Genomic DNA, 24407 nt, shown 5'->3' with positions numbered 1-24407 from the left:
TGCGCCATCATTCTTACGACCATTCTGATTACAGCAGCTTGCAGCACATTTTACAGTTACTTGAAATTATCTAAACATCAAGAAATGAAAGAAACCGGGACAAGTGCTAATGTTATTTTGAGTCGTCCAACACAGAATCAATTAGATTTATTAAGTAAATTTGATATTTTAAAGCCTGAAATGAATATTCAAACCAAAATGGGATCACTTGTCAATAATAAGGGACAGGCTGGGATTGATATACAGATGATCAGTTCTACAAATTGGGAGGAATATAGCGGATCACTTGTAGATAATATGCAGGGTACCTATCCTGCTAAAGGCAATGAAATCATGATGTCAACATGGCTGTTGAATAGGTTGGGATACTCAAAGCCGCAGACTGGAATGGAGGTTTCATTGTCTGTTGCTATCAGTGATATTTCAAAAAACGGCGACGCAGAGGTTCAGAGCCTTCCCTTTACTCTGTCTGGATTCTATGAGGACACGGCAAATATCAATTCTGAAAACAATCGAATTGTCTTTTTTTCAGAAACATTTTTAAGAGAACATCCGCAGGAAGTGCCGAATCTTGTAGGGTTATTATTTAAAGATACCAGACATTATCACGATAAAATCGAGCAGATTCGAGCCTCCATTGATTTGGATGGAAATCAGCAGTTGATTCCTTCATATGACGGTAAATTGAATATGAATGTCAAGGATTCACTGGTTGCAGTAATAATGGTTTTATTTTTTATGTTTGATGGATACCTTATTATTTTCAACGTTGCGTATATCTCTATTACTCGAGACGTACGATTTTATGGGCTGCTGAAAATGCTGGGAATGACTAGTGCGCAAATCAAGCAAATTGTCTATTACAGTGTTGCTAAAGTAGCCTTTTTTGCCCTGCCTGTGGGGATGCTGTTGGGATGGGGGCTTTCATTTTACGTAGTGCCGCTTGCCTTATCTTCGTATGAGGGTTTCTCATCCATAGATAGGCAAGTCAACTTATGGGTGTTGCTCTTGGCCCTATTTTTCTCAGCGTTAACTCTATTTTTAAGCTATAGAGCACCTGCAAAGAAGGCAGGGAGAATTTCTCCGATTGAAGCGTCGAAACATACTGATACACAATCCGGAAAACAAAATTCAAGAGGTAGACATGGCGCGAAAATACCGTATATGTCGTTAAAAAATATACTCCGTAGTAAAAAAAGATTGCTTTTTGTTGTGTTAACGCTCTTCTTAGGCAGCACTGCACTTGTGGTGCTTTCCACATTTCTAAAATCCTTCAGTGCGGAGGAATACATCAATGCAGAGGTTAAATACGACATTGCTATGTATAACCAAATGACCAGAGCCAGTTTTAATCCAACAGAGGAGCAGCACTTTACTCCTGAGTTGTTGTCGCAAATTTCCGCAGTAAACGGGATCCGTGAACTCGAACGAACGACGGTAGTATCTATTTTCCAGCATTATTCAGATAGTACTCATGGTGAGTGGCTGCGAAATTACAATGAATTTCGTGCAGGTGTGAATGAGGAACTCAGAGATAAAAAACATTATGAGGAAGATCCTAAAACTAACTTTTGGGGTTTATTGATCGGCATTGATGATAAAAAACTGGAGGAGTATAACCGTACTGCTAAGAACCCGATTAATTTAAGCGACTTTTCCAAAGGGAAGATAGCATTGGTAACTGATATTAATGGGAATGGCATTCCAATAGGTGTACAGATACCCTTTACGGTAATTGACAACAACAAGAGCTATAAGGTGAAAATTGGCGGTCAAATGACGTTTGAACGTGATGCTATGAATAGTGGTGCTGCTCCATGGCTAATTGTGTCAAATAATGTTATCAACAAATATCATTCTGATGCTGTGATTTACTCTATTAAGATTAATGCGCAAAAAGGAAAAGAACAGGATGTGTTGAATGAGGTCAAACTCCTTACAAGCGGAGACAGCAGCATTTCACGCACCTCAAAAATTGAACAGGCAAAAGCGTTTGCTGACTTAAAGCAGTCTTTTTCCAATCTTTCTATTGTTATCATTATCATTTTAAGCAGCATCGGTGTTTTGAATTTTATTAACACTATATTAGTAAGCATTGTATCCAGAAAACAGGAGTTTGCTGTTCTAGCATCTATTGGCGCGACGAAGAAGCAGATTAAATGGCTGATCACCTTTGAAGGAATCTGGTTTGCTCTAATTGCTTTTGTTCTTACATTAATAGTGGGTAGTGGCATTAGTTATCTGGTCTTTAATATATTGCATGAATATATAGGCTATGGAGTGTTTAGATATCCGGTTACCTCTTTAATCATATATTCGGGGGTTGTCTTGTTGATCTGTTCTATAATTCCTGGTTTGTTGTACAAATCTATTTCCCGTTCAAGTGTTATTGAACAGCTAAGACAAGCGGAATAATAATGCAAGGGAGGTGGGAACTTTGAAACACAATAGTGGAAAAACTATGAAAAAATTGGCAAAGCGCTCTCTTAAATCTAGCAAAAATTATTTTGCTATTCTGGCAATAGCCTTGGCTGCGATTATGTTCACCAGTGTATTTACTATTGCAGGGAGTTTGTTAGAGTCAATGAAAGACAACAAGATGAGAATCGCGGGGAGCAATGCTCATGGTGGATTTCATCAAATGTCTATGCCTGAGTATAAAAGAGTCTCTTCAGATTTAATGATTAAGGACATCTCCTATTCGGTTCTTATCGGTGATGCACAGGGGGCTGCCTTTTCTAAGTTACCTACAGAAGTGAGGTATGGTGAGGAAAAGTATGCAAAATGGGCGTATAGCTTACCACAGCTTGGAAACATGCCACAGCAAAAGAAAGACATAAGTGTAAGCACCTTGGTATTGGATGCGCTGGGTCTTCCCCATACATTAGGTCAATCTATTTCGTTAACCTTCAAAACAGATGAAAAAACAATAACAGATACCTTTACCGTTTGTGGAATTTGGGATGGAAATCCGCTCTCTTGGCGTCAAAATATTTGGCTTTCTCGTGAATATGCAGATTTAATAGCTCCTGTGGCAACTGAACCATGGAACAACCGTCCCAATGTGTACTCAGGCTATATCAACAGTCAATTTTGGTTTTCGAATACGTGGGATATTGAAACGAAATCTGAACAACTTGCCAGCAGAAGTGATTTTGATGGTCAAATAACTGTTAACGCTTCTTATGATATTCTAGGATCTGAACCTCAAAATATACTTCTAGGTTTCCTTGTAATCACAGTGATTTTCTTAGCTGGATATTTGTTAATCTACAATATATTCTATATTTCAATTGCACAAGAAATTAAATCTTATGGTTTATTAAAAGTCATTGGGACAACCTCAAAACAAATCAAAAGAATGGTTCGTTATAAGGCAATATATCTTGCTTGTATCGGTATTCCTTTTGGACTAGTGATAGGTTGGACGATCGGTCGTTTTCTTGTTCCGGCTATTATCGATATTTTTGGTGAAGATATGCGCGTCGTAACAAGTGTACACCCGCTTATTTTTGCTATTGCCGCTATATTCAGCCTCTGCACAGTGTTATTAAGTTGCTTAGGGCCAGCAAAGGTTGCATCAAGGGTTTCTCCAATAGAAGCTCTAAGTTATGCTGAAGGAAAACAGGCGGGAGAACTAAGAAGAAAAAAGAAAAAAGCTCAACCAATAACATCCGTTCGTCTAGCAATGGCTAATTTAAAGAGGAACCCCCGAAAAGTGATCATCGTCACGCTTTCTTTTACACTTAGTTTGGTTATTCTTAATAGTACTTATGGTCTTGTGCATTCTTTTGATTTTAATAAGTTCATTGAGTTTCAGTCTGTTTCGGACTTTACGGTTGCTGATACTTCTATCATAAATAATTCGCCTCCATTTGATACTTCCGGTGTAAGCAATGAGTTCATAAAACAAGTAGAGTCATTGGACGGGCTTGAAAATAGCGGTAATGTTTATGTACTCCCTTTAACACAAAATTTAAGTGATCAGGCAATGTCTGCGCTGAAAAGAGAAGTCGGATTGATGAATGAAAAGGACCAAGAGGAATTTCTGAGTTCTCAGGAAATGGTGAAACGGAGATCAATAGTGAATACATTTGGTTTCAGTGAGTGGCCGGCACAGATGATTCAAGTAAAGGAAGGAGCTTTGGATCAAAAACGCTGGGAGAACGGAGAGGGAATCTATGTTACTAACTGTAAGAAATTCCTAGATGGTACAAGCAGCATTTATCATCCGGGAGATAAAGTTAAAGTGAGTTTTGGAAACGGAAAGGAAAAGGAATATGAAGTGCTTGCCATTGTTGATTTTCCGGGAGCTATTCACTCAGTGGCATATTATGATATAGGAATAGAGTATTTGTTGCCTTCGGATGAACTGCTTGCCCATGCAGATTCTATGCTGCCAATGTATACAATCTTTAACGTAGATGATGAACATTTAACTCAGACAGAAAAATGGCTGGAGGACTATTGCTTACATACGGATACCGGATTGGATTTCTATTCGAAGAATACTTCTAGAGAAACCTTTCGTAGTTTAATCTTTATGTATGAGGTGGTAGGAGGTGCATTTTGTATTCTGCTAGGTGTTATTGGGATTCTGAATTTCATAAATTCCATGCAAACTTCTATTTTAACCAGAAAACGAGAAATTGCCATGCTGCAATCAATAGCCATGACGGATAAGCAGGTAAAAGAAATGCTTATCTTTGAGGGGGGCGGGTATGCCTTCCTAGGGCTGATGTTTTCGATTGTGCTAGGAAGCTTGGCAAATACTACCCTAGTACCCGCAATGGGAGCAGAACTTGATTATTTTACTTGGACTTTTACATTAACCCCTATTTTACTTAGTATAATCCCCTTTATGCTGATCTCTATTGTAGTACCCGTTTTGTGTTACCACAGCATATCTAAGAAGACTATTATTGAAAGATTACGGAGCGAGGTTTTTTGATAAAGAGCCGCATAGTTAACCCTAAAGGAAAGTTCAAAAGGGCATCACCTATATAGGGTGGTGTCCTTTTAATTTTTGATGGGTAGCATTCCCATTTATATGTGCAAAGGTTGGTTATGACCTACAACTAGCCCAACAGTGGTCTGTAGTCGTACAGCTACCTCGACTAAGGTCCAGTACGAAAAACCGTCGTTGGTCTGTTTTGAAAGTCTGCGATTTACCCTAGAATAAGGCTATAAGGTTAAGGACAACGAAAGGCGGTGAGAAAAAATGCAAAGAAGACAAGGAAACGGATTAGCGGTTGTACTGATTGTGATTGGTGCGGTTATGCTGCTCGGCATTGCGCTTCCTCTGATCCACGGAATGTTCAGATTACTTTTCCCGGTATTGCTGGTTGTTCTCGGGTACTACGGGATTAAGAGCGGACGCAAGATTATTGGTTGGGTACTGATGTTCATTGGTGTGATGTCCCTGATCGCGAAGCTTTCCTGGATCATTGGACCACTTCTAGGAGTGGCGTTGATCGTCTGGGGCGTATCAGCATTAAAGGGCAGAAGTAACAAGGGTACTTATTAAGAAGCAATGTACTTAAACAAGAAGCAGGGAGGGAGCAGGAGATCATGAGTGTTTTTCGTCGCATGAGGGATATTACTGTAGCTAATCTAAACGAACGTCTGGAGCAAAGCCAAGATCCCGTGAAACTAATTGATCAATTTCTACATTCAACCCGTGAGGAAATCAGTGAAGCTGAAAGGCTGTACCAGCAATATGCTTCCCACACGAAGCAATTGCAGCAGCAAGTGAACCAAGCAACTGCCATGAGAAACAAACGTGAAGAGCAGGCGTTGTTGGCACTGAAAGCAGGCGAGGATCATCTCGCGAAGCTGGCTTTACAAGAAAAGATCATCCACGAGGAAAAACTGGAGCAATATAGCGGGCTGCTAGAACAGAGCAAGCAATCCTTGTTTGAACTTGAAGCACAGCTGAATGAGCTGAAAATAGAGTATCAAACGGTGTACAGCAAACGTCAGTATTATTCGGCACGAATGGAGTCGCTGCGATTGCAGCAACGGATGAATCAAAGAGCCAGTGCTTATGGCAATGGTGGTGATGTTCCCAAAATGTTCGGACGTCTGGAAGATCAGATGTCGGATTGGGAATTAGAAGCAAAGAGCTTGCGTGATTTGCGGCGCATGGGACAGGAATATGCGGTGCAAGCGGGTGAGACCGTAGCGACCGTACTCGAAAGAGAAATGGCTCGCCTAAAGGAGAAACTGAACAATGGTGGAAAGGAGTAGCGCTATGAGTCGATTGTATCGTTCAACAAGAGATAAAGTGATGACGGGTCTTGCAGGTGGATTATCTGAGACACTCGGTATTGATTCCACGTTATTCCGGATTCTATTACTGGTCAGCATTCCGTTTACAGGTGGTGCGGTGATTCCGGTATACTTCATTGCAGCAATGGTCATTCCTAAGGAACCGACGCATTATAATCCATTTGGACCAGGGCCTGGGGCACCGGGTGGCCCATTCGGCGGACCCTACTCAGGCAGACCGGAACATGGACACGGACCACAAGCTACTGGCGGATATGGACCTTATGGACGCCAGCCAAATTACAATCCTAATTTTGAGAAGAACAACGCTTATTCCGCACCGGACTCCGGTTTGGATGCGATGATGAAGGATATTGAGAAGAAGGCTTTGCAAAAAGAAGTAGAAGAACTCAAACAAAAACTGTCTAAATATGAGAAAGGGGAATTGTAAATCATGGGAGTATTTCAAAGAATTAAAGATATGACAAAAGCGTCGGTAAATGACTTGTTGGATAAGGTAGAGGACCCAATCGTAATGCTTAACCAATATCTGCGCGATATGGAGGCTGAAATTCACGAAGCAGAAGTAACAGTTGCTAAACAAATGGCTAACGAACGCCGTATGAAGCAACGTGTGGAAGAAGCAGCGAAAATGTCTGCACAACGTGGATCACAAGCTGAACTGGCACTGAAAAATGGCCAAGAAGAAGTAACTCGCAAGCTGTTGGAAGAAAAAATCTACTTTGACCAAAAGCAAGTGGAGTACAGTGATCTTCACGCACAAGCTGAAGTACACGCTAAGGAATTAGTGCAACAACTGCATGACATGAAGGATGAGTTCTACAAGCTGCGCAACAAACGTAACGAGCTTGTATCCCGTGCTCAAATGGCTAAAGCTAAAAAACAAATGTCGCAAATCAGCAGCGTACATTCCATTGAAAGTGGCAGTGCATCACTCGGATTCCACCGGATGGAAGAGAAAATTATGCAGCTTGAGGCTGAAGCAGATGTAATGCGTGCACCTTACAGCCCATCCGCTGCTTATAGCAAACCCGTTGATGTTGAGAAGCAACTGAAAGTGGATGAGCAATTGGCGCTACTGAAAAACAAGCTGAATGATACACCCGCGGCTCCTTCTCTAAACAAAAAAGAACAATAAATCCTGTTCCTAAAACTTGGACGGATATGATATGCTGGACAAGAAGAAGCCATACGGTATGGATCTCCATACCGATATGGCTTTTATAGCGGCTAGCTATAATATTTAACGGTGATAATATTCCTCATCATAGTGACGGATATCTAACCGATAGTATAAAATGAGTTTTGCTTCGCAAAACTTTTAGGAGGTGCGAAATGGATAAACGAAACCGTTTGATTGCCATCGGACTGATTGCTGTTGGCTGCATGATGATTTTTGGTAGATGGCTCGGCTTTTTCTCCATTGTCGCGCTTCTGTTCCTGCTGCTGGGAGTCTACCGTACGACATCAGGCAAAGTAAAGCAGGGCTATAAACTGCTCGGGATAGGTGCTGTATTGCTTTTGCTGGACCATTTGGTGCTCGTGCTGGGGATTTGTTTAATCTCACTTGGGATGTTTTTTACCAAATCCAAAAGAGTACAGCGTAAGGAAGGGTTTATGCAGAAGCAGAACTTTTCATCCAGATTTGACTGGGACCGCTCACCTTGGGTGATGCACAGCCTTAGCTCTTGGCATGTACTGGGTGAGGCCGATGTGGATCTTTCATTAGCTATGGCGGATCATAAGGAAACGGTCATGCTGTTTCAAGGGATTTTTGGCGATATGGACATTAACCTGTCCGATGATTACGGCGTGGAAATTGAAGCTTTTGTGCTCTTTGGGTCCATTGAATTCGGCAACCAGCGAGATACAGGGATGTTGAACCGTCTGAATTGGAAATCAGCTAATTATGACAGCAGTGAATACAAAGTGAAATTTAGTGTTTCTTATTTAATGGGAGATCTAGATGTACGATTATCCTGAAAAGCTTGATAGAGAAGGGAGAGTCCCCCGCATGGAAAAAAAGAACAAAAACATGATATCACGCAGCATGGGTGAGGGGGCTCTGTTCTCTTTGGTCATGCTGCTTGTGATAATGTATGTCATGTATACATATGGCTATTTGAAGCCTTTTGAAAGCTGGAAATTTGGCGTGCGGACAGCCGTCACTCTAATTCTTCTGCCTATGGGCTTTGGGATTGGTTATGGCTTTTATCAGAGCTTTCGTGTGAAGCGGCAGTTGGAACGTCTTAGGCAGACCCTCGTATTATGGGAAAAGGGGAATTTGACGCTGTCCATGCCGGATCTAGGTGATGATGAGCTGGGAAGGCTCGGAGAACAGCTTGGCCGGATTAGCGGCAAATGGGAGAATCAAGTGACGACGCTGCAGCGGTTGTCCACGAATAACGCGAAGCTTGCGGAGCAGGCGCGGGTATCTGCTATTATGGAGGAACGGCAGCGGCTTGCGCGTGAACTGCACGACGCTGTTTCCCAGCAGCTATTTGCAATCTCCATGACTGCCACGGCGGTGGGCCGGACCTTGGAGAAAGATTTCGATAAAGCCCAGCGGCAAATTGCGCTTATAGAAGAAATGTCTGCCGTTGCCCAATCGGAGATGAGGGCATTGCTGCTGCATTTAAGACCTGTTTATTTGGAAGGAAAGGGCCTCGAACAAGGTCTGCAGGAATTGATCAAGGAGCTTAAGATCAAGGTTCCAATCGAAATTGTATTTGAAATGGACCCTGATGTGCAGCTGTTAAAAGGGGTAGAGAATCACTTGTTCCGTATCGTCCAAGAGGCGATTTCTAATACACTTCGTCATGCGAAGGCAGAAAAAATGGAAATCCGGCTGCATAGACGGGGAGATACAGTTCGCTTGACGTTGCGTGATGATGGGATCGGCTTTGAGATGGACGACACCAAACAAGCTTCCTATGGTTTGTCGAACATGCAGGAGCGGATTAATGAAATCGGAGGCTCCATTCAGTTCATTACCGCTCCGGGTAAAGGGATGCGTATTGAGATTACCGTTCCGTTAGTCAATGAATAATAGGAGGAAAGAGTAACCATGGAGATGGAGGAAGCAATTAAAGTACTACTCGTAGATGATCATGAAATGGTACGGATCGGACTAGCAGCTGTTTTAGGTACCGAGGATGGAATTGAGGTCGTAGGTGAAGCTGGAAGTGGAGAAGAAGGCATTCGGCTGGCTCAGGAGTACAATCCCGATGTGGTCTTAATGGATCTCGTAATGGATGGTATGGATGGCATAGAAACGACTAAACAGCTGATGAAGCAGTACCCAGAGATCAAAGTTATTGTTCTTACAAGCTATTTGGACGATGAAAAGATGTATCCTGTTATTGAAGCGGGCGCTTTTAGTTACCTGCTGAAGACTTCGCGGGCTAGTGAAGTGGCGGATGCGATCCGCGCTGCGGCAAGAGGACAGTCCGTGCTTGAGTCACAGGTGGCCTCTAAAATGATGAACCGTTTTAGAAACAATGCAAAAGGAGAATCACCTGCTTATAAAGAGCTTACGGAGCGCGAGATGGAAGTATTACGTCTGTTGGCGCAAGGTAAATCCAATCAGGATATTGCCGATCAACTAATTATTGGAATCAAAACTGTGAAATTTCATGTGACGAATATTCTCGCGAAGCTGGGCGTGGAAGACCGGACCCAAGCAGCAATTTATGCATATAAAAATGGACTAGCTGAATAACAATAAAGGACTGAAGCCTCTGCTTCAGTCCTTTTTATTGTACAAGAAAGTGTGTTTTGGGGCTCCCGCAAAGTACTTGAGTACGCATCGAAGTATAAACCCTCACTTGGTGGGGATATTTCAGGTATAGAATCTCCTAATTCGAACATACTGTCTAGTAGATTGCTAGAGAGGTTCGAAGGGAGAATGACATATGCGGAAGATGAAGCTGAACAACGGAACAAAAAAAAGGACTTTTTTTATAATGATAATCGTGTGCTGCGCTGCGGCTCTGCTAGTTAATCTGCAAAGTGTTAAAGCGAATTCAACCGTTCTTGATGAGGGCGTTAACCAAGCTTCAACAGGAGCCGAACTGAATCATGCTCTTGTGAGTTTAATTGATCTCGGAAAAGAAACAACCGTTTCTGAATCACCGCTGCGTTTAGTGTTAAAGTGGCAGGGAGAAAGCAGCAATTACGCGGATCTGTCTGCCGAAGTTGCTAAGCTAAGCACAAGTCTCGGATTGAATGTACCGTCAGGTACTGAGGAAGATGGACATATGACGTATCATACAGTAGCTGTAAAACCATATGAATCGCGGCTCTCCTTATTTTGGAGTGAGCTTAGCGAAGGCAACAGTTATGTGATTGTAACGTTAGAAGCGGCTGATCTGCAAAATGAAGCCAGCTTTCAAGCGGCTGCTCGTGAAGTAAGTATGATTCTTGAACAGAATAAAATTAAGGTGGAATGGAATGTATCCCTTCAAGGAAGCGCGCAAGAACAGGGAGCACCTGAAAAAGTTCTAACACAGACGGAGTCATTGATGCATGACCGGTTTGAAGCTGTGACCGGAGGAGAAAGCTACAAGGATATCTCAACGGTTAGCCGTACGTATTCGATTCCTAATTTGAATCGTTCTGTGATGAGTGGAAATCAGTCAGTTTCTGCCCAAATCGCAGTGCATCATGAAGATCAGAAGGGGACAAACCGCGTAACTATAGGCTTTCCTTTAATAACCATCGAATATTGACATTTTTCTCTTATATAAGCGCAGATATAGTTAATAATAAGAAATATTAATTGAAATTTGCGAAATCCCGAGAGTATTTGTCAGGAATGTGATAGCATCCTTTTTAGGAATATGCTAAAATGACATAACGTCGTTATTCACCTTATGTTAGTACCGACGCTGAGCATGTCAATAAACTATATTACATACAGAAAGATGAGGAGCCATGGCTGAAAATCAAACCCTTGATGCACTGCACACACCCGGTGCTGTCTTTTTTATCTTTGGGGCAACCGGAGACTTAGCCCGGCGTAAGCTTTTCCCGGCGATTTACAGCTTGTACCGTGAAGGTAAGCTGGCACAAGATTTTGCGGTAATTGGCGTGGCGCGGCGCCCGCGTACTCAGGAAGAATTTAGAAGTGATGTGAAGGAATCCATCCTTGAATTCTGCCGTTACAAAGCGGGAGAAGAAAGCGAATGGAATGAGTTTGTTCAGCATTTCGAATACAAATCTCTGGACATTAACAATATTGATGGTTTCCGCGAGTTAAGAGCACAAACTGAAGTTCTTGAAGAGAAATTCAGTATTCCGGGCAATCGGATGTTCTATCTTGCGCTGGCGCCTGAATTGTTCGGCAGTGTCTCCTTCAATCTTAAAGCTGGCGGGATGCTGGATAGTACGGGTTGGAATCGCCTCGTAATTGAGAAGCCTTTTGGTTATAATCTAGAGTCGGCTGAACAGCTGAACGAACAGATTCGTCAGGTCTTCAAAGAAGAGGAAATTTACCGGATTGACCACTATCTTGGTAAAGAAATGGTACAGAATATCGAAGTGATTCGTTTTGCTAATGCTTTTTTCGAACCGCTCTGGAATAATAAACATATTGCCAATATTCAAATTACACTTGGCGAAACCGTAGGTGTAGAAGAACGCGGTGGTTACTATGACCATGCGGGAGCCTTACGGGACATGGGCCAGAATCATATACTGCAACTGCTGACTATGATTGCTATGGAACCACCAAGCCGTCTGCTCGCAGAAGATATTCGTGATGAGAAAGTGAAGGTACTTCGTTCCCTTCGTCCTTATGCGACATCTGATGAGGTGCGTGAGAATGTCGTAAGAGCACAATATATTCAAGGCTTACACCAAGGCAAAACCCTTCCTGCTTACCGTCAGGAAGATAAGGTTGACCCTGAGTCGAATACAGAGACGTATTTTGCTGCCCGTGTATTTGTAGATAACTTCCGCTGGGCTGGAGTTCCTTTCTACATCCGTACAGGTAAACGTCTCCCAGTGAAGACGACGGAAGTGGTAGTTGAGTTCAAAGGTATGCCAACCAACGTTTATTTGGGACAAAAGCATAAACTTGAGCCTAACCTCCTTGTAATCCGTGTGAACCCAATGGAAGGCATTTATGTAAAGATTAATGCCAAGAAACCGGGTTCAGAGTCTGAGATTCAACCGCTGGCAATGGACTTCTGTCAGAGCTGCCTGGTTGGAATCAATTCTCCTGAAGCATATGAGCGCTTGCTACATGATGCCGCACGCGGCGATTCCACTTATTTCACTCGTTGGGATGAGGTATCCTCGGCATGGTCATTCGTGGATCGTATTGCGAAAGCATGGAGCGAAGAGTCTAGCGACTTATCTTCTTATCCTGCTGGCTCTTGGGGTCCAGTGGAAGCAGATGAACTGCTTGCTAAAGAAGGTTTCCATTGGTGGCCTGTAAACGGCCAAGATGAAGATAATGTGGTTTGGCTGAAGAATAACTAAACCTTGAGTTAATGCTATCTCCCTGCAGAGGATGCAGGGAGATTTTTTGTAATGCTAAGATCTAAAAGATCGGACTTCAGACGGTGTTTGGGGGATCTGGGCATTGTTCTAATAACTGCACTTTGTACAATTAAAATCGCTTATCTCGTTGTGATTAGTCTTTTAGATGTATTTTCTGCAACTATAATCACCGGATAAGGCGGAAAAGCGTGCACAACTTATTTTTAATTGCATCAAATGCAACTAAAGGCTAATGAAAATGCTAATACTTCAAGTAAGTGTAGGAAATACATCTATTTTCTTGAGCGATGATATGTGGGGATCATAATCCAGACCATTTGGGAGATATTTTGCGGCACGCGCTTTTTAGTAGATAATGTCTGCCGGATTTTGATATACTTTAGAGGATGCTTTCACTTGAAGCGGACTGGAGCTAGACCTAAGAGCTATTCATTCAGAAATGAAGGGGTATGAACAATGAGCAGAGCACCGATTTGATGAACCCCAGTGTAATTGAAGCAGAAGCAGGAATTTTATATATGAAGGGATATGTGTAATGAACAAAGCAATAGATCAGAAGCTGCAAAAGGAAGTGGATAGACGCAGAACCTTTGCGATCATTTCCCACCCGGATGCGGGTAAAACAACTTTAACGGAGAAACTGCTGTTATTCGGTGGCGCGATCCGTCTGGCGGGAACGGTTAAGGCCCGTAAAGCGAATAAACATGCGACGAGTGACTGGATGGAAATTGAGAAGCAGCGGGGGATTTCTGTAACGTCTTCCGTGATGCAGTTTGATTATTTGAATCATCGCGTGAACATTTTGGATACACCGGGTCACCAAGACTTCAGTGAGGACACCTACCGTACCCTAACTGCAGCGGATAGTGCGGTCATGCTTATTGACGTGGCAAAAGGTGTGGAAGCCCAAACCACCAAACTGTTTCAGGTATGTGCTAAACGGGGTATTCCGATCTTTACCTTTATTAACAAGCTGGACCGTGAAGGACGTAGCCCGTTTGATCTGATGGAAGAGCTGGAGCAGGTTCTTGGTATTCGTTCTGTGCCAATGAACTGGCCGATCGGTAGCGGACGTGAGCTATGCGGGGTATATGACCGGATGAAAAATCAGGTAGAGCTGTTCCAAGGTGATGATCACTCCGTAATCAAGGTTCAAAAGGTTGACGGATACCGTGATCCAATCATTCGTGAAATGGCTGGAGAGTATCTGCATGATCAACTGTGTCAGGATCTGGAGCTGCTGGATGTAGCAGGCGATGCTTTTGACTATGAAAAAGTATTAAGTGGTGAACTCACACCTGTGTTCTTTGGCAGTGCGATCAACAATTTTGGCGTACAGACTTTCCTCGATAATTTCTTGGATCTGGCACCGAAGCCTGAACCACGCCGCAGTACTATAGGGGTAGTAGAACCAACGAATGAGAAATTCACTGGTTATGTGTTCAAAATTCAAGCGAACATGAACCCGGCTCACCGTGACCGGATTGCTTTCCTGCGTATTGTGTCCGGGAAATTCGAACGGGGTATGAGCGTGAAGCATGTACGTGCCGGTAAAGATATCAAGCTGGCGCAACCACAGCAATTTTTGGCGCAGGACCGCGATATCGTAGAGGAAGCTTATCCGGGAGATATCATCGGTCTGTTTGATCCAGGTATTTTTAGAATTGGTGATACCTTGAGCCAAGCAGGAGATATGGAATTCGATGAGCTGCCAACGTTCTCACCAGAGATTTTTGCTAAAGTGAGTATAAAAAATGCATTGAAATCAAAGCAGTTCCAGAAGGGTGTCGATCAGCTGACTGAAGAGGGCATGATTCAGGTGTTCCGCACGGTCAACTTTGACGATATTTTGCTTGGTGTAGTTGGACAACTGCAGTTTGAAGTGTTTGAGTACCGCATGAAGGGTGAATATGGTGTGGATGTTCAGTTGCAGAGAATGCCGTACCAGTTTGCACGTTGGATCGTAGATGATACTAAGCCGGATGCGAGCAAATTCAGAATCAACTCAACGTTGGTGACGGATAAGAAGGGCAATTTTGTCGTGTTGTTCGAGAACGAATATGCTATGCGGACAGCGATGGATAAGAACCCGACAGCTAAATTCCTGGAAATGGCTCCAAAAGCATTACTATAATTAGGACGCTATAACTTTCTGAATGTAATAATAAAACCTCCGCCTCCATAGGTGAAGTTACACCATGGTGAGCGGAGGTTTTTGACTAGTTGCGGTCAGTTTACGATGTGATATCCCCAGGGGTAATAGTCTCCAGGTGATCATGTAGCATGGCAACCAACCTATCTTGCTTAGCGGGATCTAAATCCTTCCAGATCATTTCGAACACGGCGCCAAGTCCCGGGAGTGCTGCCTCCGGACCATCCACAGAGCCTTCAATCATATGACGTAAATCCTCTTCAGATTGACCGTGCACTTTATGAATAATCGCCTGGCGCAAGTCAATGGTAACGGGCATAATGTACCTCCTTTTTTGAAAATATAGTGATATTGACCTCGTTATAATGTGCCCTGCAAAGGTGCTGGAAATTCAAGTTTTTGTCCAAATATAAGATAGTATAAGTTTGACACATATATATCATCCTTATATTCCTACGAGAAACGGTTGTCATCCATAAGGACGGCAATGACGTTTCTTCTTGGCTTATGCTATACTGTTTGAGATATAGAATGCTACGGGAGGTACATAGACATGGCCAAAAAACAATATGCCGTCATCGGTATGGGGCGTTTCGGATCTAGTGTTGCTAAGGCGCTCAGCGGCATGGGGTTTGATGTACTTGCGATTGATGCTGACGAGCAGCGAACACAGGAAATTTCAAGTATAGTAACTCATGCCGTATCTGCAGATTCCACGGATGAGGAGGCGCTGCGTGCCCTTGGTATTCGCAATTTTGATGTGGTGGTTGTAGCCATTGGCGAGGACATACAAGCTAGCATCCTGACAACACTTATCCTAAAAGACCTGGGTGTGCCTGCAATTCTGGCAAAAGCCAAAGGTGAACTGCACGGCAAAGTATTAAGCAAAATTGGTGCGGACAAGGTGATTTATCCTGAACGGGATATGGGAATGCGGGTTGCGCATCATCTTGCTTCGCCTAATATATTGGATTATATTGAGCTGTCGCCGGACTACAGTATTCTGGATATGAAGGTATCCGGACCGATGCTCGGAAAAAATCTACAGGAGCTCGACATCCGCGCAAGATTTGGCTGCAACGTAATGGCCATTCGCCAAGGTGAAGAAATGAACATCTCTCCCCGTGCAGAGGATCGCCTGATCGATGGCGATATCCTTGTTATTGTTGGGCATAAGGATAATTTGACGAAGCTGGAGATGGCGTATCAGTAGGAACAAAGAATAAATGGCAAGGCAGAAGAAAGGAAGACTTTATGGAAATCATGTCTCCGCAAAATACGCGGGTTAAAGAGTGGGCCGGGTTACAGGAGAAAAAGCATCGTGACAAGGCTCGTAAATATATCGTAGAGGGCGTTCATCTGGTTCAAGAAGCACTGCTGGCTGAAGCAGATGTGGAATGCCTAGCTTATGACCTCGACAAAGGAATGCCTGCTGAACTTAAGGGGCTGCTTCAGGCCGTTCAGGGAATGGAAGTGATTGGCGTTTCGGCGGCGATCATCTCAAAATGCAGCAGCACCAATACGCCGCAGCCGGTGTTCGCCATCGTGCGGAAGGAACAGCAGGCTGTAGAAGCTATCCTAGCGAAGAAGGATAGCCTTGTGGTTGTGCTGGACGGCGTGCAGGATCCCGGCAATGTCGGCACCATCATCCGCAGTGCGGATGCAGCGGGAGCAGACGGAGTGATCCTCGGACAAGGCTGTGCCGACCTCTATAATCCGAAGACCATCCGGTCCACGATGGGCTCGATGTTCCATCTTCCGGTGGTGGAGGGAGAGTTAAGTGAGATTTTGCCACAGGCCCGGGAAAATGGGGCGCTGCTGGTGAGCACTTCGCTGCAGGGCGAAGAATCGTGCTATGAGCACAATTTCCACGGCAGCCAGTGGCTGCTGATCGGCAGCGAAGGCAAAGGCATCTCGCCGGAAACGGCGCGACTCGTGGACAAGAGTATCATCATCCCGATGGCAGGCCGCGCGGAATCGCTGAACGCCGCAATGGCGGCGACGATTTTGCTGTTTGAGGGAATGAGACAGCGGGGATAAATTATCACCGTTTGTAACGTAGTTTTCTCACACTAAATCCAGTCCTGATGATCAAGATAATCTTGATCATCAGGACTTTTTTATAATCCTGCAACAGTATTGGCTGCATATTGGCCTGGTCATTTCCATTCTCAATACTTATACATTCTTTAGAAATTACTGTTTTCCGAATATTCATCTGTCATTCTTTTTTACGACAAATATATACGAATGTTGGAGGGAAAGTGTAAGGCACAAATTCAATTTTCTCAATAAGTAGTTGTTTAGCCCATCTTTTTTTCATGTGCAGCGAGTGCTGATATGCAACTAAAATTCCGCCTGGTTTAAGTGACTTAACAATCTGATGTAGGATTTTGTCACGCATTTCAATTGAAAAATTAAAAAATGGTAATCCGCAAATTATGCAATCTAACTCACGGATGCCTTCCTGGTTCAATTTCTTGAGTAAGTAGCTGGCGTTGGAATGGAAAATGCATTCCGGATAAATTGCTTTTAAGTGTTCTCTCATTTTTTTATTCCGCTCAAACAAAAGCACTTTTGTAGAATTCGTTAATTGTGATGTCATGAGATGTGTAATAGCACCTGTACCAGCTCCAAGTTCTGCAACGGCATTTACATTATGCCATTGTACAGACTGGACTATTTTATTGGCTAATAATTGCGAACTGGGTAGAATATTTCCTACCCGCTTTGGATCTTTGAGGAAGCCTTGTAAGAAAAGTAAGTATTCAGACATAATCAATTAGCAATCCTCTCCGAAAGGCAATCTCAGTTGGAATGTGAAGACGTCATGAGTGTGTTTAAGCGTTAAAGTACCCTTGTGCAACTCAGCAATATTCCTAGCTATCGAAAGACCAAGTCCTGCTCCGGTTTGAATTCCCTGGCTTTTTCTTGAGTGGTCAACCTTATAAAATCGGTCAAATAGACGGTTTTCTTGATCCTGTGAGAGGGGAGTTCCTTTATTTTCAATCGCAATGGTACAGTGTTCAGAATCGGTTGTAATTCGTATGCTAATGCTTCCCGGGCTGATGGAATATTTTAAGGCGTTCATAAGTAGATTATCTATGGCTCTGGCTATTTTCTCACTGTCGATTAAGGTGATGATTGGACTCTTATCTATATCTTTTATAAGGTGGACATTGTTTTCTTGAGCGATCGGTTCGAATTCGAATAACAATTGATTCAAAAGCTGCGACAAATCGATTCTCTCCAGATTTAAACGGGAATCCACCGAATTAAGTCGGGTATATTCAAACAAATCATCGAGGAGTTTCTTCAAATGAAGCGCCTTGTTATAGGTGTTTTGAATAAAACGTGTGTATTCTTTTTTATCTTGGTACGATTCTGTACGTAAAAGCTCAATATACCCGATAATACTTGTAAGAGGGGTACGTAAGTCGTGTGAAATCCCCGTGATCATCTCCATCTTGGATTTTTCTATTTCGCGTTCCTTGATGATCTGTTGCTCTAAGCGCTCTGCCATCCGGTTGATGTTCAAAGCCACCAGTCCTAGTTCATCTTGGCGCACAACATTTACCCGATAACTCAAATTACCTTCGGATATAATCTGAAGTCCTTGTTCCAGCACAATTAAATCTTTGACGATTCGCCGGGTCAATGTAAAAAATGTAATCACGAATATAATGAAAAACATCGGAGTAAGAAGGTAGGCAAGAAAATTGAACACCCAATCCAATTTTGTTGCATTTCCAAAATGAAAGAACAAGATGCTAAGTGAGGTATTTATCGCAATGGTAATTATGAAACTCAACACCATCCTGATTAAGATATTGGATTGAATGCGTTTATTTATTTGTAGATTTCGTATGATTTTAATCAACTTTGTAACCAACTCCCCAGACTGTCTTAATATACAGAGGTTCTCTTGGATTTTCCTCTAATTTTTCTCTTAAGTTACGAATATGAACCATTACGGTATTGTCAGAATATCCGTAAGGCTCTTTCCATACACTCTCGTAAATTTGCTCCGAACTATAAACTTGCCCAGGCCGGCTTGCAAGCAGGGTTAAAATCGCAAACTCTAGTGGAGTTAATGAAACTTCCATTCCATTTAACTTTACGGAATGTTTATTTTTATCTATGATCAGGTTTTTAATTATAAGCAGAGAGTTGAATTCTTCCTTTCCAATTAAGGACTGACGCCGTAACTGAGCTTTTACACGGGCCAGTAGTTCCAGTGGATTAAACGGTTTGATCATGTAATCGTCTGCCCCGGTAGTTAGACCCGTGATTTTATCAATGTCCTCTTGCTTGGCTGAGAGCATAATAATTGGGATATTTGATATTTCCCTAATTTTGAGACAGGCTGTGATACCGTCCATTTGAGGCATCATGACATCCAGGATAACCAGTTGAATGGATGTTGTTTGTATTGTACTCAACGCCTCTTGACCATCTGCAGCTTCAAGCACTTGGTAACCTTCATTTCTTAAGTAAACATGAATCACATCTCGAATTTCAGAATCATCATCTGCAACAAGAATTGTATTCAATGGAAGCTGCCCCTCTTCTATAGTTATTTTATTATGTTTCCCTTTTACGACAGACGTAGACGAAAGCGGGAGGGAAATTAAATGGCACATATTTTATTGTATCAATATTAAAATATTCGGAGAGTTGCTTCTTCATTTGAAGTGAATACTGAAAGGCAATAAATAATCCCTCAGGTTTAAGGGATTGGTAGATCTGTTCAACCAATGTATTTCTTAATTCGGGCTCAAAATTGAAAAAGGGCAGCCCACTAAAAATACAATCCAACTGATGAATATGTGAACTTTTAATTGTTTCTACTAAACTAGCAGCATTATGATAACAGGAAAAGTCCGGATAGCTTGTCTTCAGGTTATGCCTCATGGTTTTATCCATCTCAAATAGTAACACTTTCGTTGTACTAGTTACCTTAGTATTGATTACACGGGTGATTGCACCTGTACCTGATCCAAGTTCAGCGACTGCTTTAACTTCATGCCAAGGGGCTTGGTTAACCATGCTGTGTGCCAGAAACCGGGAACTCGGGGTAACACTGCCTACCTGTTTTGGATCATGAATAAAACTTCTTAAAAATAAGAGTTTTTCATTGAAGCTCATTCGGAATTCCTCCATAATTTTAGAATTGATTTAGATGTTTATTAATTTTGATAGGATGTGATCTCCAAAGTACGTTCCTACAAAAAAGAACAGTAAGGTCCAACTTAAAGCACTGGGATATGAAATAAGGGCAAATCGTTTATAGCTTGTACCGCTGAGCCCGATCAACATGGGAATGATGTAACGTACAACTGGAATAAACATGCCGATATACATAGCTGTACACCCACGTTTTTTTAGAATCTGCTCTGCTTTTTTAAAATGTCTGTTAGCTTCAAATTTGCACTTCAGCTTTTGCCCAAAGAATTTACCTGCAAAGTAGGCAACCGTAAAGGCCGTTAATAGCCCTGATAAAATGCAGAAATAAGTCATCCAGGAATTGATAATCCCCATGTGGCTTAGGGTAGCTCCAGTGAGGATTGTAATTTCATTAGGGATTGGAATTCCAAAAGGGCCTAACGTGAAAGCAAGATAAAAAATCAGATATCCATACTGATTGATTAGCTCTAAGACGGTATTACTGGCCAATATGCCACCTCCTTCGCTTACTTCAATACAGAAATCTTAACTAAAAAAACTGAGGAATTAGGTGGGGGAATTCTAAAGAAATCCTGAAGAGACTTAAAATTCGATAGGATTGGCCAAGTCGCTTATTTATAGGGGGCTAAATTATGATAGAAGAAGGGATCCGTTTCTGCCTTGCAATTTGAAATGTCGTTGATATCAAGGAATCAGTCCCACAGTCACAATAAAAAAGTCCTGAGGATCAAGAAACTCTTGATCCATCAGGACTTTTTACATAATGACCTACCCTTTCATCATCAAACGAAGCGAAACGATGATGAGAAAAACGGCTAATAGCTTTAAAAGCAGCTTGGCAGGAAGGCGTTTTGCCAGGCGTGCGCCAATTTGACCGCCGATAATTGCGCCAGGTGCTAGGGCTAACACCATAAACCATTCAACATTCAATAAAAAGGCATGTGTTGTGGTGCTTACGATAGCTGACAGGAAAATTTGAAGCATAGAAGTTGCAACAGCGATATGGGGGGCAAAGCCGAGAAGTAAGGTCATTGTCGGAACCATAAGACTCCCGCCGCCAATCCCAAATAGGCTTGCTACAAAGCCAACAAGAAAACTGATGATTATGCCGGTAGGCATATGATAAGCATATTCGAAATGAGCACCGCTATTATCGGAAAAGCTTCGCTTCACGGTTGGTTTGAAAGGCCAATGGATGGGTTTATTCGGCTTGAACAAGAGCAATAAAGCGACAAGGATTAAGAAAATACCGAAGCTTACGAAAAACATTCTCCCGCCCATTTGCTTGGTAAAGAGTGCACCTATTACTGAACCCGGAATCGAAACGGCGGCAAAGGTGAGCGCTGCTTGATAATCGATTCTCTTCTGCTTTGCGTACACATACGTACTTGAGATGGAGTTGAAAAGCAGCATCGCCATTGATGTTCCAGCCAGATGTGAAGGCTCCATATCAGGAAAAAGGAAAGCCAACGCAGGCACAACGATGAACCCGCCGCCAAGTCCGACCAATGAACCGGAAATGCCAGCTGCTAGCCCGATGACTAAGAGCAGTAAGTAAGTTAGCACAACAGCATGTTCCTTCCTTTACGTGAATTCTACAATCATTTATCTTACCAGAAAAAACGTCCCGCAAATAAATTGTTTTTTAGCCAATTGCGCTGTTCTGCTGCTAAACGGGGATCATTGTCCATTTGGGACAGGATATCTTTTTTTACAAGTTTGCAGACGGATTGAACAATAGTTTGATCCTGGCTAGCATCTAACCAGAGAATTTCCGCAGACCGGGGATTAGGGGTGTATCGTTGCCAAGCAGGTTGTCCCTCAGCATTAGGATTACCGGTATATAGGAAATGCCGTAAATAGTCCCTCATTAGGGAAGAGAGCATGTTACGCCCAGGCTCGTTATGCTCGGAAATTACATCCGCAGGAAATCTTTCCTGGACACCGGAAAAGTCACCTGTATAGAAGGGGATGTCTGCACCATGCGGGGCACCCATAAGAAAACGGATATAAGGATCGATCACTCCGTCTCTTAACCCCCAGGCGAAGCGGTAAGCATAGATGGGCATCTCCGGAATTGCACTTAATAATATCTCTGTAGTCTGCTCTACATTAAATTCTGCATACAGATCGCTCCCATATTGGACTGCAGCTTCATAGAGCTTCTTTTCTTCCAGATTTCCGGCTAACTCTTCCTTTTGCACTAGGGAGAAGAAATGAGTATCCCATAAAGTGAACTCGGAGAATTCGCTGGCAGTGCTGCCAAGGATGATCGGCAGGGAAGGGTGATCGCGGTTATTTAGATTGTCGAAGCCACCAATAGGAATGACCGTGCCATCTTCGATCAAATGGGGAAAAGCAGCCATCTGAAGCCCCGTCTCACGAATGATTTCGACAAAGTGAAAGGCATTCTGACGATATAGGAAGGCGGAAATCTTATCCGCAGATTGTGTGGAAATCCATACTCTTGCCTCATCTTGAGTGCTGACCATTCCTGTTTTTATTAATAACTCTGTTAAAATGTCATCTGCTTTTTCTTCGCTTTGCTCCGTAACAGCCGTTGTTAAACCTCCGCTCATAATAAAAAGCTTATGAAAGAGCCCTCTGCCCAGCGGTGAAAGGTAAGCAGCTAATGCATTTCTTGCACCTGCAGACTGGCCCCCTAATGTTATGTTCCCTGGATTTCCCCCAAAGCAAATAATGTTATTGTGCAGCCACTTTAGCGCATGAAGAACATCGAGGAGACCGTAATTTCCTGAGTCATCCAAGGGGTCCCCGGTTCGGAGTGAGGGATGCCGGAAAAATCCCATTGCTCCTAAACGGTAGTTCACTGTAACCACTATACTATTTGTCTTACACGCCAATTCTCCACCTTGAAAATCCCGTCCCGAACCCCCAATATTTCCGCCGCCGTGGAGGAAGACGAATACGGGTAAGCTTGCCTCGGCATGATCCGGTCGCCAAATATTCAAAAAGAGGCAATCTTCACTGCCGCCAGGTTCCCCTTGAATGAATTGGACACTGCTATTATTAAAATGGCATGCAGGCAATACACCTGTCCAAGGTTCTATCTCACGCGGTGCTTTCCATCTGAGCTTATCTATGGGAGGTTCCGCATAAGGAATCCCTAACCATGCGATCGCCCCAAGTGCTGGCAGACGTATGCCCTTAAGCTGACCACTAGAGACTGTAATAATTTCTTCCATGGGTTCTCGTGTGCTCATTTATAGTTCCCCTTTCTCCTGCAGATTCTTATGTATTTTTAATTCTCTTTATTATAGTGTTCTGCTATGATGATGAAAAATATATTATTATATATAAAATACATAACTCTAAGGTTATAGAAGAGGTGGTTTCGTTGGATTTACTTTCGCTTCGGTACTTTCAAACGGTTGCAAAGCTTGAGAATATGACCCTGGCAGCCGAAATACTCCAAATCTCACAGCCTGCTATTAGTAAAATGATCAAAAATCTTGAGGGCGAATTAAACGTCAAATTGTTTGATCGCACAGGAAAATACATTCGATTAAATGAATATGGAAAGCGGTTTCTTGTGAAAGTTGATTTAGCCCTACAAACGTTAGAGGAGGGGAAAACAGAGCTATTGGACTTGTCTGAGCGACCGACAGGAACTGTAGTGATTTTTATCCAAGCGGGTTCCTATTTGCTTCCGGATATGATCACATTATTTCGTCAGAAGTACCCGGAAGCTCAATTCAAGCTATTGCAGCAGGATCAGGAGATCTCACGTTATCCGGCTTTTGATTTGTGTATTTCTTCTACTCCGCTCAAGATTCCAGGAACAGTGTCCACACCGGTATTAACGGAAGAAATCCTGCTGGCGGTTCCTAATGAGCACAGGCTCGCAACCCGTAAAAGTGTACGTCTGAATGAACTCGCGGAAGACGGTTTTATCAGTTTGAAAATAGGCAAGCAGCTGCGCGAAACGACGGATTCTCTCTGTCACGCCGCCGGATTTGCTCCGCGTATCATTTATGAATGCGATGAGCCTTCGATGGTACGCAGTCTAGTCCGTTCGGGACTAGGGGTTTCTTTTATCCCCGCTGTAACTTGGGGGGGTTCTCAAGGATCCTCTGTTGTGCTTCTTCCCATTGAAGAACCCATAAGTACCCGCACCATTGAAATCTCATGGTATACCAACCGGTACATGACTAATGTCGCTAAAAAGTTCAAGGCCTTTGTTGAGGATTATTACAAGCAGTTAAAAGAAGACAATTTAAAAAAAGAGCCAATAAACCCTAAGGCTTAA

General features: G+C 42.9%; 23 protein-coding genes. 15 read left to right on the top strand and 8 right to left on the bottom strand.

What is annotated here, in order from left to right:
* Positions 1-60 precede the first annotated feature (60 nt).
* From MHI15_RS09740 to MHI15_RS09685, 12 genes are all read left to right on the top strand, one after another.
* A complete protein-coding gene (locus tag MHI15_RS09740) occupies positions 61-2415 on the top strand; it encodes an ABC transporter permease (RefSeq protein WP_179088336.1) in 2355 nt (784 codons plus the stop codon).
* 22 nt (positions 2416-2437) lie between these two features.
* Positions 2438-4951, top strand: a complete 2514-nt coding sequence (locus tag MHI15_RS09735) for an ABC transporter permease (RefSeq protein WP_218641650.1) — start codon at positions 2438-2440, stop codon at positions 4949-4951.
* Positions 4952-5221: 270 nt separating this feature from the next.
* Positions 5222-5527 carry a LiaF transmembrane domain-containing protein gene (locus MHI15_RS09730; RefSeq protein WP_076130307.1) on the top strand — a complete coding sequence of 102 codons (306 nt, stop codon included), beginning with the start codon at positions 5222-5224 and terminating at the stop codon, positions 5525-5527.
* 44 nt (positions 5528-5571) lie between these two features.
* On the top strand, positions 5572-6249 hold the full coding sequence (locus MHI15_RS09725; protein ID WP_036685541.1) for a PspA/IM30 family protein: 678 nt from the start codon (positions 5572-5574) through the stop codon (positions 6247-6249).
* Positions 6250-6253: 4 nt separating this feature from the next.
* The gene (locus MHI15_RS09720) at positions 6254-6721 is read left to right on the top strand and encodes a PspC domain-containing protein (protein WP_076184838.1); all 468 of its coding nucleotides are present in this window, start codon (positions 6254-6256) and stop codon (positions 6719-6721) included.
* 3 nt (positions 6722-6724) lie between these two features.
* Positions 6725-7429, top strand: coding sequence for a PspA/IM30 family protein (locus MHI15_RS09715; protein WP_036685540.1), 705 nt, complete (start codon positions 6725-6727; stop codon positions 7427-7429).
* Positions 7430-7626: 197 nt separating this feature from the next.
* Positions 7627-8274: a cell wall-active antibiotics response protein LiaF gene (gene liaF, locus MHI15_RS09710; protein WP_036685537.1), complete on the top strand. Its 648-nt coding sequence runs from the start codon at positions 7627-7629 to the stop codon at positions 8272-8274.
* A gap of 31 nt (positions 8275-8305) precedes the next feature.
* Complete coding sequence (locus tag MHI15_RS09705; protein WP_076130326.1) at positions 8306-9340, top strand: sensor histidine kinase; 1035 nt, start codon at positions 8306-8308, stop codon at positions 9338-9340.
* Positions 9341-9358: 18 nt separating this feature from the next.
* Positions 9359-10012 carry a response regulator gene (locus MHI15_RS09700; protein ID WP_036685532.1) on the top strand — a complete coding sequence of 218 codons (654 nt, stop codon included), beginning with the start codon at positions 9359-9361 and terminating at the stop codon, positions 10010-10012.
* Positions 10013-10256: 244 nt separating this feature from the next.
* Positions 10257-11021: a YwmB family TATA-box binding protein gene (locus MHI15_RS09695; RefSeq protein WP_341164375.1), complete on the top strand. Its 765-nt coding sequence runs from the start codon at positions 10257-10259 to the stop codon at positions 11019-11021.
* Positions 11022-11226: 205 nt separating this feature from the next.
* Complete coding sequence (gene zwf / locus MHI15_RS09690) at positions 11227-12777, top strand: glucose-6-phosphate dehydrogenase (RefSeq protein WP_036685526.1); 1551 nt, start codon at positions 11227-11229, stop codon at positions 12775-12777.
* Between the two features lie 556 nt (positions 12778-13333).
* The gene (locus MHI15_RS09685) at positions 13334-14932 is read left to right on the top strand and encodes a peptide chain release factor 3 (protein WP_076130309.1); all 1599 of its coding nucleotides are present in this window, start codon (positions 13334-13336) and stop codon (positions 14930-14932) included.
* Positions 14933-15032: 100 nt separating this feature from the next.
* Here MHI15_RS09685 and MHI15_RS09680 read toward each other — a convergent pair whose 3' ends face one another.
* The gene (locus MHI15_RS09680; protein WP_341164374.1) at positions 15033-15269 is read right to left on the bottom strand and encodes a small acid-soluble spore protein SspI; all 237 of its coding nucleotides are present in this window, start codon (positions 15267-15269) and stop codon (positions 15033-15035) included.
* Between the two features lie 234 nt (positions 15270-15503).
* Here MHI15_RS09680 and MHI15_RS09675 point away from each other — a divergent pair, with 234 nt between their 5' ends.
* Together MHI15_RS09675 and MHI15_RS09670 are read left to right on the top strand one after the other, a co-directional pair.
* Positions 15504-16163 carry a potassium channel family protein gene (locus MHI15_RS09675; protein ID WP_036685517.1) on the top strand — a complete coding sequence of 220 codons (660 nt, stop codon included), beginning with the start codon at positions 15504-15506 and terminating at the stop codon, positions 16161-16163.
* A gap of 41 nt (positions 16164-16204) precedes the next feature.
* Entirely contained in the window at positions 16205-16990 is a 786-nt protein-coding gene (locus MHI15_RS09670; RefSeq protein ID WP_076280285.1) for a TrmH family RNA methyltransferase, read from the top strand.
* Positions 16991-17171: 181 nt separating this feature from the next.
* On the opposite strand, the gene MHI15_RS09665 is transcribed toward MHI15_RS09670, so the two are convergent.
* The 7 genes from MHI15_RS09665 to MHI15_RS09635 form a co-directional block, all read right to left on the bottom strand.
* On the bottom strand, positions 17172-17726 hold the full coding sequence (locus MHI15_RS09665; RefSeq protein ID WP_081383349.1) for a class I SAM-dependent methyltransferase: 555 nt from the start codon (positions 17724-17726) through the stop codon (positions 17172-17174).
* Between the two features lie 6 nt (positions 17727-17732).
* Positions 17733-18767, bottom strand: a complete 1035-nt coding sequence (locus MHI15_RS09660; protein WP_341164373.1) for a sensor histidine kinase — start codon at positions 18765-18767, stop codon at positions 17733-17735.
* A 55-nt stretch (positions 18768-18822) separates the two neighbouring features.
* Complete coding sequence (locus MHI15_RS09655) at positions 18823-19503, bottom strand: response regulator transcription factor (protein WP_076304971.1); 681 nt, start codon at positions 19501-19503, stop codon at positions 18823-18825.
* 31 nt (positions 19504-19534) lie between these two features.
* The gene (locus tag MHI15_RS09650; protein ID WP_076144587.1) at positions 19535-20098 is read right to left on the bottom strand and encodes a class I SAM-dependent methyltransferase; all 564 of its coding nucleotides are present in this window, start codon (positions 20096-20098) and stop codon (positions 19535-19537) included.
* Positions 20099-20128: 30 nt separating this feature from the next.
* Entirely contained in the window at positions 20129-20626 is a 498-nt protein-coding gene (locus MHI15_RS09645; RefSeq protein ID WP_076281974.1) for a DedA family protein, read from the bottom strand.
* 279 nt (positions 20627-20905) lie between these two features.
* The gene (locus MHI15_RS09640; protein WP_076098819.1) at positions 20906-21703 is read right to left on the bottom strand and encodes a sulfite exporter TauE/SafE family protein; all 798 of its coding nucleotides are present in this window, start codon (positions 21701-21703) and stop codon (positions 20906-20908) included.
* Positions 21704-21747: 44 nt separating this feature from the next.
* Positions 21748-23361: a carboxylesterase family protein gene (locus MHI15_RS09635; RefSeq protein ID WP_341087758.1), complete on the bottom strand. Its 1614-nt coding sequence runs from the start codon at positions 23359-23361 to the stop codon at positions 21748-21750.
* A gap of 134 nt (positions 23362-23495) precedes the next feature.
* Between MHI15_RS09635 and MHI15_RS09630 the strand changes: the two genes are divergently transcribed.
* Positions 23496-24407, top strand: a complete 912-nt coding sequence (locus tag MHI15_RS09630; protein ID WP_076184813.1) for a LysR family transcriptional regulator — start codon at positions 23496-23498, stop codon at positions 24405-24407.

This window comes from Paenibacillus sp. FSL H7-0918 (assembly GCF_038007025.1).
In the GTDB taxonomy this organism is placed as follows: domain Bacteria; phylum Bacillota; class Bacilli; order Paenibacillales; family Paenibacillaceae; genus Paenibacillus_AQ; species Paenibacillus_AQ odorifer.
Note: the sequence above shows the minus strand (reverse complement) of the source record. Positions and strands in the feature narration are given on the sequence as shown.